Here is a 12195-nt window from a genome sequence, read left to right on the forward strand (position 1 = left end):
GCGCCTTGGACTTTTCCCCCGCCCGCATGTTGAAATGACCTGTTCCGACTCAAACTCAAGCCGGGAGCCCGCCCCTCCGATCATCATGCATAGGAAGGTCCCCATGTCCTCCGAACGCCGAAACTACCGAAGGATCCCAGGTGGCGCCACCGTGGGCTTCCAGGAGCTCTCCTTCGCCCGGGAGCCGGAGCCCGCCACCAGCGTCTACGGCGACATCTCCGGCGGCGGCCTCCTGCTGAACTCCCCCAGGGAGCTTCCCCTCGAGACCCTCCTGAAGCTGGAGATCCGGGTACCGGGCTGGGGCAGGCACCAGAACCACTTCGGCCCCGCGGCCGAGGCGGACCTGAGGCCCCTGGTGGCCGTCGGGAAAGTCGTCCGGGTGGAACACCTCGAAAGCGGCGAGTATGAACTTGGGGTAAAATTCCTCAACGTATATCCGGATGATCAGGCGGCCCTGATGAAGTTCATCGAGGCCGCCGCAATGGCGGAAGAGAAGTAGGATATTGACCTAAAAGGAGCTCCCTTGAAGATCCTAATCGTGGACGACTCTTCGACGATGCGCCGCATCATCATCAACACCCTTTCCCGCATCGGCTATACCGACGTGGTGGAAGGGGAGCACGGCAAGGCCGGCCTTGAAAAGCTCGCCCAGGGCGGTGTCGAGATGATCATCACCGACTGGAACATGCCGGAGATGGACGGCCTGGAGTTCGTCCAGACGGTGCGCGGCCAGAACAGCACGATCCCCATCCTCATGGTCACCACCAACGCCGCCAAGGAGGACATCGTCCAGGCCCTCCAGGCCGGCGTGAACAACTACGTGGTCAAGCCCTTCACGCCCGAGACGCTCAAGGAAAAGATCGAGTCCCTGCTCGGCTAGACCTCCCAGACCCACTCCTAAGGGGAGGCACCATGGATCAGTCCGAAATCGACGCCCTCATGAAGAACGCGCCGGCCAAGCCCGGCAAGGCCAAGAAGGAGGCCGCGCCCGCCAAGGCGCCGGAGGGCACGGCCCCGGACGCCCAGGGCCACGTGATCTCCGAACTGGACGCCGTCACGGCCGTCACCGAGCGCGAGACCAACAAGGTCATGGACCAGCTGGACCTCATCAGCACCCTGGTGGGCCAGCAGCAGTCCCTGATCACGGGCCTCATGGCCCATCCCTCCGCCCAGGACGCCTCGGTCCAGGAGGCCATCCGCCAGGTCATGGCGGCGGGCAAGGACATCCAGGACAAGGTCTACGAGGCCATGGACCTCATGCAGTTCCAGGACATCACCCGCCAGAAGCTCGAACGCATCGTCCACCACCTGCGCCAGATCCACGACTACATCGTCGACCTCCTGGGCACGGGCCTGAAGAGCGAAGGGGAGCGGGCCTCCATCAGCCGCACCATCGCCACCACCGGCACGACTCCGGACGAGAAGAAGACCCACGCGGATTCGGTGGTCGAGGAATTCAAACGAAGCCAGACCAAGGGATGATCCATGGCAACAGCTGAAGTCCAGGCCAGGCAGGCCCATGAGTTCGTCCCCTCCGGCCAGTTGGTGACCTTCACCCTGGACGGCGTGGAATTCGGTCTGGATATCGACCGGGTCCAGGAGATCACGCCCCGCACCGACATCACGCCCGTTCCCGGCGCGCCCAGCTTCGTCCTGGGCGTGGTGAACCTGCGCGGGATGATCATCCCGGTGCTGGACAGCCGGCTGCGCTTCCACCTGCCCCCCAAGCCCCCCACGGACAAGACCCGCATCATCATCCTGGGCCTGGCGGGACAGCCCACGGGGCTCATGGTTGATTCCGTGGCCGAAGTGGTCAAGCTGGACGACTTCACCCTGCGCGACACCCCGCCCCTGGTGGCCGGCGTGCGCAGCGAGTACCTGGCCGGCATGGTCACCACCGGCGACCGCCTCATCACCCTCATCAACCTCGAGAAGATCCTGGATTCCTCGGAATTCGGCCACCGCGAGGTCCTGGCCGACACCTCCGCCGGCACCTCCACCTTCATGTCCCAGGACGCGGCCGCCGAGCTCGTCGAGGACGAGCTGCCCTACGTCACCTTCACCCTGGGCCGGGAGTCCTTCGGCATCGACCTCAAGCTGGTGGAGGAGATCATCGAGATCCCCACCATCACCAAGGTCCCGGACGCGCCCCCCTACGTCCTGGGCGTCATCTGCCTGCGGGACCAGGTGCTCCCGCTCCTGGACTTCATCCAGCTCCTCCAGGTCGAACCCGCCGAGAACCCCACCGCCGGCGACATGGTCATCCTCCTCAGTTTCGGCGCGGCCAAGCTGGGCATCGTGGTGGACGGCATCCAGGAGATCATCCGGATCCGGGAGGAGGACATCCTCCCGCCCCCCCAGACCCTCAGCGAGCGCGAGAGCCGCGACCTGGAGGGCGTGGTGGTGCGCTCCGACCGCATGGTGAGCCTTCTCAAGGTGCTCGACATCATCACGGGCGAGGACCAGGCCAAGATCGCCGCCATGAGCACCAGTCTCATCCAGGAGACCAAGGAGGACCACGCCGACAGCTTCGAGCTGCCGCTGGTCGTCTTCCGCCTGGGCCCCGAGGCCTACTCCCTGCGCCTCCACGAGGTGCGGGAGATCATCATGGTCAGCAACATCACCCCCGTGCCCCGCGCGCCCTCCTTCATCGAAGGCGTGCTGAACCTCCGGGGCGAGGTCATGCCGGTCATCGACCTGCGCGAGCGCTTCGGACTGGAGCGCCAGGCCGCCACCAACCTGTCCCGCATCGTCATCACCCCCATCGGCGGGGTCTCCACCGGGCTGGTGGTGGATTCCGTGGACGAGGTGAAGTCCGTCGATCAGCGGCGCCTGGAGGAGCCCCCCAAGGTGACCGCCGTGGGCGCCAACACCTTCATCGAGAAGGTGGCCCGCACGGACCAGGGCGTCGTGTTCCTGCTCAACGTCCAACGCCTCCTCACCGATGTGGAGGGCCAGCAGCTGCAGGTCTTCCAGGGAAAGAAAAAAGGCTGAACCATGAGCGAATTCTCCCTGGACGACCCCAGCTTCTATGAAGACTTCCTCGTCGAGGCCGGCGAGCACTTCGAGCTCATCGAGCAGAACTTCCTGACCCTGGAGGAGGCCCCGGGCGACCTGGAGATCCTCAACGCCATCTTCCGGTCCGTGCACACCATCAAGGGGGCCTCGGGCTTCCTGGGCCTGGCCAAGGTCCAGGCGCTGGCCCACATCGGCGAGAACATCCTGGACGACCTGCGCAAGGGCCGCATGAAGGTGAGCCCCGAGGTGATGGAGGTGCTCTTCGAGACCGAGGACACGCTCAAGGTGCTGGTGAACGACGTGGCCGTGAACCTGCGCAAGCAGGGCGCGCCGGCCGATCCCGACACGTCCGGCCTCATCGCCCGCCTCGAGGCCCTCAAGGGCGGCGGAGCCAAGGCCGCGGCCCCGGCCCCCGTGGCAGCCGTATCCGCGGCGGCCAAGGCCCAGGGCCTCCGGGTGCCCCCGGGCCTCGAGGAGATGGACAGCGAGGCCATCCAGGCCGCGGAGGAGGCCCTGGCCCAGGGCGTTCCCGTCATGGCCCTGAAGGTCCGCCTCCTGCCCGAACTCCTGGGCACGCCCTTCAACCCCCTGTCCATGATCTCCATGGTCGACCTGGTCGGCCGCATGATCCACTCGTCCAAGATCATGAAGGACATGGACCTGGACGAGTTCCGTCCCGAGGAGCTGCCTTTCGGCCTCCTCCTTCTGCTCACGCCCGCCGAGACCCCCGAATCCGTGCGCAAGCTCTTCGACGGCGTCAAGTACGTGTCCATCGAGTACTTCGACCTGACCCTGGGCGAGGCGCCCGTGGCCGAGGCGCCCGAGGCCCCCGCCGCCGGCCCCGTGGCCGAGGCCCGCAAGGTCCAGGACAAGCCCCAGGACACCAGCAAGGCCGTGAACGACACCATCCGCGTGAGCCAGGCCAAGCTGGACAACTTCATGAACACCGTGGCCGAGCTGATCATCAGCAAGACCATGATCGCCCATATCGTGGAGCGCCTGGAGGGCGAGGCCCTCACCCCCGGCGCCGACGCGCTGGTCAAGGAGCTGCGCCGCTCCTCGGTCTACCTGGACCAGGTGAGCAAGGAGATCCAGGCCTCGGTGCTGGGCATCCGCATGGTGCCCGTGAAGACCATCTTCACCAAGTTCCCCCGCATGCTCCGCGACCTGGCCAAGGCCTCCGGCAAGAAGATCGAGCTGCAGATGGTGGGCGAGGACACGGAAATCGACAAGAGCCTCATCGAGGAGCTCAGCGATCCCCTCATCCACCTCATCCGCAACAGCGCCGACCACGGCATCGAGATGCCCGACGTGCGCGCGGGTTCGGGCAAGTCCGAGACCGGCACGGTCGTGCTCAGGGCCCGCCACGAAGGCGATTCCGTCCTGGTGGAGATCGAGGACGACGGCAAGGGCATCAACCCCGCCGTGATCCGCTCCAAGGCCGTGGAGAAGGGCATCCTCACGCCCGAGAAGGCCGAGAGCATCACCGACGACGAGGCCATCAACCTCATCTTCCTGCCGGGCTTCTCCACCGCCAAGCAGGTCACCGACATCAGCGGCCGCGGCGTGGGCATGGACGTGGTCAAGTCCAACGTCCGCAAGCTCAACGGCAGCGTCTCCGTCACCAGCTCCGTGGGCCGCGGCTCCATCTTCACCATCAAGCTGCCCCTGACGCTCGCGATCATCGACGCGCTCCTCATGCGCAGCGGCGGCCAGGTCTTCGCGCTCCCGGGCACGGCCGTGGAGGAGACCCTCCTGGTGCCCAAGGAGACCCTCAGCCACCTCACCCGCCGCAAGGCCATCAACCTCCGGGGCGAGGTGCTGGGCGTCACCCGCCTCAGCGACCTGCTGCACTTCAAGCAGAGCTCCGTCGAGCTGCTGGAGGACGAGGAGCTGCCCGTGGTGGTGGTCTCCACCGGCGGCCGGCGCATGGGCGTGATCGTGGACGCCTTCCTCCGCCGCCAGGAGATGGTGATCAAGCCCCTGGCCCCCTACCTCGCCAGCCTCCCGGGCATTTCCGGCGCCAGCATCATGGGCGACGGCGGGGTCGTGCTGATCCTCGACCCGGCCGAGCTCCTCATGCTCGCCGTCCAGGAGGGCCTGTGAGCCTTGCCGCGGCGACCGGGGTCCCCCACGAACCGGCGGCTGGAGCCGTCCGGGAGGGGCAGTACCTCAGTTTCGAGCTGGCCGGCCACACCTACGCCGTGCCCCTGGCCCAGGTGGCGGAGATCACCCCCCACCGGGACCTGAACCAGATCCCCCACATGCCCCGGAGCGTCGAGGGACTGCTGGACCTGCGCGGCCAGTCCATCCCCGTCATCAACCTGCGCCTGCGCATGGGCATGGAGCCCCTGGCTTCCGAGCTCTCGCTCAACATCATCGTCCTGGACATGGGGTCCTCCAGCAACGTGGGCCTCCTGGTGGACCGGGTCGCCTCGGTCGTGGAGGCCACGCGCGAGCAGATGGTGCCCGCCAGCGCCCTCCTGGCCGGGCCCGACGGGGCCTGGGTGCAGGGCTTCATCGTGCAGGAGGAGCGCATCACGGCGCTCCTGGACAGCCGCCTCATCACCACCTTCCACACCTCCCGGTCCCACGGCCTGGGCCTCCACCAGGGCCACGACGTGGAGCAGGCCCTGGACGCCGGCCTGCAGGAGCTCATCGCCGCCGCCCCCTTCCGGGTCGAGTCCGACGCCAGCCGGATCATCCCCCAGATGGAGGAGGCCATCTCGCACACCGAGCAGGAGATGGAGAAGGTGCTGGAGAAGGTCGAGACCATGCTGGCCGACACCGACAAGTGCTTCCAGGGCCTGGTGCGGCTCAAGCAGGAGGCCGGCCTGGGCCACATGAAGGGCCTGGAGGCCGTGCTGGCGCAGGTGGAGGCCCTGGGCACCCGGATGCAGGACGAGGTGTTCGAGCTCATCCAGAAACTGCAGTACCAGGACATCGCCCGCCAGAAGCTGGAGCGCGTCCTGAACCACATCCGCGGCCTCCAGATGATCGTGGGCTCCAAGTTCCGGGACACCGGCCTGAAGGCCTGACTTGGGCGAATGGCCAATCCGCGCCATGATGGAGGGGTATCGCTGGAGCCTGACGTGGACCATCCCCTTACCGAAATCCGCCACCTGAAGCAGCACATCGGCCAGACCGTGACCCTCCGCGGGTGGGTGCGCAACGCCCGGACCAGCAAGACGCGGTTCATCGACCTGCGGGACGGCTCGGGCTTCGTGCAGTGCGTCGTGGGCGCCGCCGAAGCCGATCCGGAGAGCTACGAACTGGCCGGCAGGCTCACCCAGGAGGCCGCCATCGTCCTGGAGGGCCGGGTCCAGCAGCACCCGAAGACCGGCGAGCCCGAGATCCTGGCCACCAAGGTGACGCTCATCGGCGACAGCGTGGACTACCCCATCACCCCCAAGGAGCACGGCACCGCCTTCCTCATGGAGAACCGGCACCTCTGGCTGCGCAGCAAGCGGCAGTGGGCCATCCTCCGCGTGCGCCACACCATCGCCAAGGCCATCCGGGACTTCTTCGACGGCGACGGCTTCACCCTCCTGGACGCCCCCATCCTCACCCCCAGCGCCTGCGAGGGCACCTCGAGCCTCTTCGGCACCCAGTACTTCGACGAGGGCATGGCCTTCCTCTCCCAGTCCGGCCAGCTCTACCAGGAGCCCGGACTCGCCGCCTTCGGCAAGACCTACTGTTTCGGCCCCACCTTCCGGGCCGAGAAGAGCAAGACCCGCCGCCACCTCACCGAGTTCTGGATGGTCGAGCCCGAAGTGGCCTTCGCCCACCTGGAGGACGTGATGGTCCTGGGCGAGCGCATGACCAAGTTCATCCTCCAGCGGGTCCTGGAGGGCCGCCGCGAGGAGCTGGCCATCCTGGAGCGCGACCTGGCCCCCCTGGAGACCGCCCTGTCCACCACCTTCGACCGCATGACCTACACCGACGCCGTGGCCCGGCTCAAGGAGCTGGGCTCGGACATCAACTGGGGCGAGGACTTCGGCAACGACGACGAGACCATCCTCATGAACGCCACGGACCGCCCCCTCTGGGTCCACCGCTTCCCCAAGTCCTTCAAGGCGTTCTACATGGAACCCGATCCCCTGGACCCCAAGCTGGCCCTCGGCGCCGACCTCCTGGCCCCCGAAGGCTACGGCGAGGTCATCGGCGGCGGCGAGCGGGCCTCGAGCCTGCAGTACCTCCTGGACCAGATCGCCCACGAGGGCCTGGACCGCTCGGACTACGAGTGGTACCTGGACGTGCGCAAGTACGGCAGCGTCCCCCACGCCGGCTTCGGCCTGGGCCTGGAGCGGGCCGTGGCGTGGATCTGCAAGCTCCCCCACGTGCGCGAGACGGCGCCCTACCCCCGCATGATGGGCACGATCAGGCCCTGACCCGCGCGCTTCAGCGCCGGTCGCCCTTGAACCGGGTCTCGGTGAGGAACCGCTCGATCTGCCGGCGGTGGCGCAGCACATGCACGATGGCGTGCTCGATGAGCTGCTCCATGTCGTAGATCCGGCCGGAGCGCGCCGTGATGCGGGCGTTCTTCACCACGTCCCCGGAAAGGTCCCACCGGCCCTCGAAGGTCTCGGCCATGGTGAAGGCCATGGTCTGCAGCTCGTGGAGGGCGTCCAGGGGAGTCGCCACCACGTAGTCCGGCAGCACGAAGGGCACGTCCAGGGCTCCCCGGATCCGCTCCGTGTACCCGTAGCCGGACCGCACCACGTGCTCGACCACGGTGCGGATGGAGCGGCAGTCCTCGTCGGCGGTCTCCCGGTCCCGCACCACGTCGTAGTTCACCTGGGTGAGGGGGCCGACGAGCTGGACCAGGTCGCGAACGGCCCGGTCCAGTTCATCCATCATGGCGCCCAAAGGGCCCGGCCTACGGACGATCGGTTTCACGGGAGCCTCCGGATGTCTGGATATCAGAGTTGCATCACCACGCCGGGCAATCCCTGCAAGGCCGCCCTCAGGGGCGCCTCGGCCCGCTCGTGGGGCAGGGTCACCCAGAAGGTGAAGCTGGTATAGGCGCCCTTCCGGTTGGCGGAATGGGCCTGGTCCACGGCGGGCTGGGGGCCCAGGTGCTCCAGGATCAGGGCCGCCATGCGCAGGGGATCCATCTCGGCGCCGCGGCCGATGATCTTCAGGGGCACCCTCTGGGGGAAGTCCTGGGCGGGGCGGGGGCAGCTGTCCATTCCCGGATTATAGCCTCACTTCGCCGCGGGCTTCGGGGCCTCGAAGAAGCCCACCAGCAGGAGGTTGAGTTCCACCTGCTGCTTCAGGCTGATCTTCGCGGCGATGCTGTCGGCCCCCACCCCGAAGGCCAGGCGGTCCAGGGGCACCGTGGCCCGGTAGGACCAGGTCTGCTTGCCCGCCCCGTTCATGCCTTCGGAAGCCGTGAAGGGAATGTCCAGCTCCTGGCTCTTGCCGTGCATGGTGAGGGTGCCGCGCACCGTCACCTTGTCCCCTTCCCGGGTCACCTTGCTGGAGGTGAAGGTGATGGCCGGGTACTTCGCCGCGTCGAAGAAGTCCGCTGAGCGCAGGTGGTTGTCCCGGCTGGTGTTGGCCGTATCGACGGAGGCCGTCTCGATGTCCAGCTGGACCTGGGCGTCGGCGGGGCTGGCCGGGGTGCCCTTGATCTGCAGCTTGTACCGGTCGAACCGGCCGGGCACGTCGAACAGGACGGTCTGGGCCTTGAAGCCCAGGACGGTGTGGGTGGTGTCCACGCGGAAGACCTGGGGTTCGGCCGCAAGGAGGCCGGAGGCGAGGGCGAGACCCAGGAGGATGCGGGATGGCATGGTCGACTCCAAGTGGTGGGAGCCCCCCGAATGGGGATGAGCCCCTGTTGATAGTCCTTGGGTGCGGCGGCCTCCGGGGACGTGACCGGAAATATGTGGAAACCTCAGATTCCAAGGGAACGGATCTTGGAAACAAGGCAGAATATATACAAAACTTCCTATTCACTCCCCGGATGCCCGCCCCATGAACTGGACTGCCTGGATCGCCAGCAAGCATGCACTCCTGGTGCACCTGCCCATCGCGGCGGCGCTCATGATCCCCCTGCCCATCATCGCAGCCCAGCGGGGCGGCCGGGGGATCCGCCCCTGGTGGACCACCTGCCGCTACCTGGCCTGGATCGGCACCGTGGGCTCCATCCTGGCCCTGGCCAGCGGCTTCTACCTGGCCCGCGCCCACGGGAACCTCGCCGCCGGGGCCTTCTGGGGCCCCGCCACCGCCGGGATGCCCTACCTGTTCCGGGTCCACGAGATCGGGGGCGCCGCCTCCGTGGTCCTGGGCGCCCTGTGCCTCAAGTCCCTCTACCGCCGCCGGCAGGAACACCAGGGCATCGGGTTTCCGGCCCTGCTCGCGGGCCTGGCCTGGTGCTTCGCGGCCTACCTCTCCTCGTATTCCGGCGCGGTCATGGTGGGCCAGCATCCGGCCCCCCAGCTCCTGGTGGCCCCCCCCAGGCTTCCCGAAGCCAAGCCCGCGCCCGCCCCGGCACCCCCGCCCGTGGCGGCGGAGGCCCCCCGGGATCCCGAGGCCCAGGCCCCCCTGCGGGCCCTGGACTACCTGGCCCTTCGGGGTCTCCACAGCGAGCCGGTGAAGTCCGGGCCCCACGGCAACCGCTGGATCCGCGTGTGGGTGAATCCGGAAGCCGAGCAGGCCTACCGGGCCGGCGAGAAGCTTCCCCCCGGTTCCCTGGTGGTCATGAGCACCCTGGAGGACCGCTGGGGCCGCCCCGGCTTCGACCAGGGCCCCCTTTACGCCCTCGAGACGGACAAGGACGGCACCCCCCGGCTCACCTTCTACTGGCCCCAGGTGCCCGAGGCCCGCAGGGCCGAGACGCAGGGAGCCGCCAGCGCCTACTGGCGCGGGAACGACCCGGGACTGGCCTCCTGCCGGTCCTGCCACGCCGGCGGCGCGGCCCCGAAGAAGGACCGCAGCGTCTGGGTGGTCCCCCGCAAGCCCAAGGTCGAGGCCCCGGCGGTCCAGCCCTAGCACTACTGTGTCATAAGTATTGACAGCCTCCCCGCCCTGCCTATCCTATAGGCTAGGGCTACCTATGGTTGAGACTGCCGAAAGCCGTGCGCGTTTCGATGCCTACGCCGGATTACTGGCGAAGGCGGCCGGCCATGCCGATCGCCGTGAGCCAATGGCGCTCTATTGCCAGGGTTTGATCCTGCCCGGGGATCGAAAAAGCGTTGAGCCGATGGCAGCGCGGTTGGACCCGGTGCACGTCCAGGCCCGGCACCAATCCTTGCACCACCTGGTGGCTCAAGCGGGTTGGAGTGATGACGCGGTTCTCCGGGTGGCCCGGGACTATGCTCGCGAAGCCATGGAGATCCAGGGGCCGATTGAAGCCTGGATTGTCGATGACACAGGTTTCCCCAAAAAGGGGACGCACTCGGTTGGCGTGGCCCATCAGTATTGCGGGCCATTCGGAAAGACCTCCAATTGCCAATGCGCCGTGAGCTTGTCCATGGCCTCCCGCTGGAGCAGCGTGCCCGTGGCGTTCCGGTTGTATCTTCCGGAGGCCTGGGCCAAGGACATGGAACGCCGTGCCGAGGCCGGTGTTCCCGAGGCGGTTGTCTTTCAGCCCAAATGGCAAATTGCGCTCGCCCTCATTGATGGTCAGCGCACGGACAAGGAACCTGACCTGCCCGTGCTGGCTGATGCGGGCTACGGCGACATTTTCGGTTTCAGGGAAGGGTTGACGGAACGGCACCTCGTCTACGCAGTGGGGGTCAGCAAAACCACGACCGTCTGGGCGAACGGCAATGGGCCGCTGCCCCCCAGAAAACCCGGCGGAAAGGGACATCCGGCCAAGAGACTGAGGAGGGATGATGAGCATCAGCCCGAGACGGTCAAAGCCCTGGCGGAGGCCCTGCCCAAGGCCGCCTGGGCGAAGGTGCCGTGGGGAGAGGGAACCCGGGGCATCATGGAATCCCGGTTCGCGGCGCTGCGCGTTCGTCCCGCTCATCGAGACAACACTCGAGCGGAAATGCACCCGGAGGAGTGGTTGTTGATTGAGTGGCCCGAATCCGAGCAGGAGCCCACCAAGTATTGGTTTTCGACCCTGCCAGAGGCCACGCCACTCCGGCAATTGGTCCGGGTCACGAAACTGCGCTGGCGGATCGAGCGGGACTACCAGGAGATGAAAGACGAACTCGGCCTGGACCACTATGAGGGCCGTGGATGGCGGGGATTCCACCATCACTTGAGTCTATGCGCCGCCACGTATGCCTTCATTGTGGCGGAACGAAGCCGCCTTTCCCCCCCTACGATCCAATCCATCTTTGGCTTCATTCACGCACCACCCCAGCCCGCCCCCCTTCCCAGAGGACACCGCGCCCTTCCGCCCTGAGCGGCATTCGCCCTATTCCATAACGACGCTACGTCGAAGGCTGGAGCGGATTCTCGTGGGTTCTCTCGCCTACTGTCCGACATGTGGGAAAAACCATGGCGCCAATGTTATGACACAGTTGTGCTAGTGTAGGCCGCCAGAAGAACAGGTAACACCTTGTCCCCCCCCCTTCGCCTCGGGTCCAGTTCAGGGCTTGGTGTTGACGAGTCGCTTGATGCCCCCGTCCTTGAGGGGCCAGTTATGAAAATTGATCAGCAGGCCCACTTCGAAATTTGCAAAGTGGAGGCAGCTATTCAGTTGGGCGAAGTCGGCATCCGAAAACTTCGCAATGGCCTTCGCCTCGACGACCACCTTGTGGTCCACCACGATATCCATGATGTAGGCATTCTCGACGCACAATTCCTTGTAGGTGATGTCGAGGTGAACCTCGCGTAGGGCCTCGTGTCCGGCCAACCTGAGTTCATGGGCGAGGCAAGCCTTGTAGGCATTTTCCAGGAGTCCAGGCCCCAGAACTATCTGCACCCTGATGGCAGCGAGGATGATGGCTTCGGTGATATCTCGATGGGGATAGTTGTCGCCCCAATCTTCGCCCCAATGCCGACCCATGACTTCCTCCTTCGGGTCAGGAGTGCGCTCAATCACGCCGGGACGTTCAGGCCAGAATTCTTTCCTCGGTATCCTCGGCCTCCTCGGCGCCTCGGCGATGGGCTTTTCGACGGGTGCTTCGGCGCATGTAATCTTTGCGCCGACTGATACTTGAGAAAGCCATCGCCGAGGCGCCGAGGAGGCCGAGGATACCGAGGAAAAGAAAAAGG

General features: G+C 66.5%; 13 protein-coding genes. 9 read left to right on the forward strand and 4 right to left on the reverse strand.

Going from position 1 to position 12195, the window contains the following annotated elements; all coding sequences use genetic code 11:
- Window positions 1–103 precede the first annotated feature (103 nt).
- Genes ACZ5MC_RS22615 through asnS form a run of 7 tightly spaced genes read left to right on the forward strand, consistent with a single transcriptional unit; the run spans window position 104 to window position 7409 of the window.
- Window positions 104–499, forward strand: coding sequence for a PilZ domain-containing protein (locus ACZ5MC_RS22615; protein WP_306598182.1), 396 nt, complete (start codon window positions 104–106; stop codon window positions 497–499).
- Between the two features lie 24 nt (window positions 500–523).
- Complete coding sequence (locus ACZ5MC_RS22620) at window positions 524–880, forward strand: response regulator (protein WP_306598183.1); 357 nt, start codon at window positions 524–526, stop codon at window positions 878–880.
- A gap of 32 nt (window positions 881–912) precedes the next feature.
- Window positions 913–1482, forward strand: a complete 570-nt coding sequence (locus tag ACZ5MC_RS22625) for a hypothetical protein (protein WP_306598184.1) — start codon at window positions 913–915, stop codon at window positions 1480–1482.
- 3 nt (window positions 1483–1485) lie between these two features.
- Window positions 1486–2994 carry a chemotaxis protein CheW gene (locus ACZ5MC_RS22630; RefSeq protein WP_306598186.1) on the forward strand — a complete coding sequence of 503 codons (1509 nt, stop codon included), beginning with the start codon at window positions 1486–1488 and terminating at the stop codon, window positions 2992–2994.
- Window positions 2995–2997: 3 nt separating this feature from the next.
- Window positions 2998–5124 (forward strand): chemotaxis protein CheA, encoded by a 2127-nt coding sequence (locus ACZ5MC_RS22635; protein ID WP_306598187.1) that lies wholly within the window; start codon window positions 2998–3000, stop codon window positions 5122–5124.
- On the forward strand, window positions 5121–6056 hold the full coding sequence (locus tag ACZ5MC_RS22640) for a chemotaxis protein CheW (RefSeq protein WP_306598188.1): 936 nt from the start codon (window positions 5121–5123) through the stop codon (window positions 6054–6056). Before ACZ5MC_RS22635 ends, ACZ5MC_RS22640 begins: the two co-directional genes overlap by 4 nt.
- A gap of 54 nt (window positions 6057–6110) precedes the next feature.
- Complete coding sequence (asnS, locus tag ACZ5MC_RS22645) at window positions 6111–7409, forward strand: asparagine--tRNA ligase (RefSeq protein WP_306598190.1); 1299 nt, start codon at window positions 6111–6113, stop codon at window positions 7407–7409.
- A gap of 10 nt (window positions 7410–7419) precedes the next feature.
- Here asnS and ACZ5MC_RS22650 read toward each other — a convergent pair whose 3' ends face one another.
- From ACZ5MC_RS22650 to ACZ5MC_RS22660, 3 genes are read right to left on the reverse strand one after another with little or no spacing between them, the layout of a single operon-like run.
- Window positions 7420–7917, reverse strand: a complete 498-nt coding sequence (locus ACZ5MC_RS22650) for a DinB family protein (RefSeq protein WP_306598191.1) — start codon at window positions 7915–7917, stop codon at window positions 7420–7422.
- A 23-nt stretch (window positions 7918–7940) separates the two neighbouring features.
- On the reverse strand, window positions 7941–8210 hold the full coding sequence (locus tag ACZ5MC_RS22655; RefSeq protein ID WP_306598192.1) for a DUF493 family protein: 270 nt from the start codon (window positions 8208–8210) through the stop codon (window positions 7941–7943).
- Window positions 8211–8225: 15 nt separating this feature from the next.
- Window positions 8226–8813, reverse strand: coding sequence for a YceI family protein (locus ACZ5MC_RS22660; RefSeq protein ID WP_306598193.1), 588 nt, complete (start codon window positions 8811–8813; stop codon window positions 8226–8228).
- Between the two features lie 184 nt (window positions 8814–8997).
- Between ACZ5MC_RS22660 and ACZ5MC_RS22665 the strand changes: the two genes are divergently transcribed.
- The gene (locus ACZ5MC_RS22665) at window positions 8998–10014 is read left to right on the forward strand and encodes a hypothetical protein (protein ID WP_306598194.1); all 1017 of its coding nucleotides are present in this window, start codon (window positions 8998–9000) and stop codon (window positions 10012–10014) included.
- A 64-nt stretch (window positions 10015–10078) separates the two neighbouring features.
- Window positions 10079–11380 carry an IS701 family transposase gene (locus ACZ5MC_RS22670; RefSeq protein ID WP_306598195.1) on the forward strand — a complete coding sequence of 434 codons (1302 nt, stop codon included), beginning with the start codon at window positions 10079–10081 and terminating at the stop codon, window positions 11378–11380.
- 186 nt (window positions 11381–11566) lie between these two features.
- Here ACZ5MC_RS22670 and ACZ5MC_RS22675 read toward each other — a convergent pair whose 3' ends face one another.
- Window positions 11567–11986, reverse strand: coding sequence for a GxxExxY protein (locus ACZ5MC_RS22675; RefSeq protein ID WP_306598196.1), 420 nt, complete (start codon window positions 11984–11986; stop codon window positions 11567–11569).
- Window positions 11987–12195: the final 209 nt, after the last annotated feature.

This window comes from Mesoterricola sp. JemC181, from assembly GCF_055384585.1.

Bases quoted from the DNA above. Each gene is read 5' to 3' on its own strand.
- ACZ5MC_RS22615 (WP_306598182.1), top strand. From the start codon at position 104: ATGTCCTCCGAACGCCGAAACTACCGAAGGATCCCAGGTGGCGCCACC.
- ACZ5MC_RS22625 (WP_306598184.1), top strand. From the start codon at position 913: ATGGATCAGTCCGAAATCGACGCCCTCATGAAGAACGCGCCGGCCAAG.
- ACZ5MC_RS22630 (WP_306598186.1), top strand. From the start codon at position 1,486: ATGGCAACAGCTGAAGTCCAGGCCAGGCAGGCCCATGAGTTCGTCCCC.
- ACZ5MC_RS22635 (WP_306598187.1), top strand. From the start codon at position 2,998: ATGAGCGAATTCTCCCTGGACGACCCCAGCTTCTATGAAGACTTCCTC.
- ACZ5MC_RS22655 (WP_306598192.1), bottom strand. From the start codon at position 8,210: ATGGACAGCTGCCCCCGCCCCGCCCAGGACTTCCCCCAGAGGGTGCCC.
- ACZ5MC_RS22660 (WP_306598193.1), bottom strand. From the start codon at position 8,813: ATGCCATCCCGCATCCTCCTGGGTCTCGCCCTCGCCTCCGGCCTCCTT.
- ACZ5MC_RS22665 (WP_306598194.1), top strand. From the start codon at position 8,998: ATGAACTGGACTGCCTGGATCGCCAGCAAGCATGCACTCCTGGTGCAC.
- ACZ5MC_RS22670 (WP_306598195.1), top strand. From the start codon at position 10,079: ATGGTTGAGACTGCCGAAAGCCGTGCGCGTTTCGATGCCTACGCCGGA.
- ACZ5MC_RS22675 (WP_306598196.1), bottom strand. From the start codon at position 11,986: ATGGGTCGGCATTGGGGCGAAGATTGGGGCGACAACTATCCCCATCGA.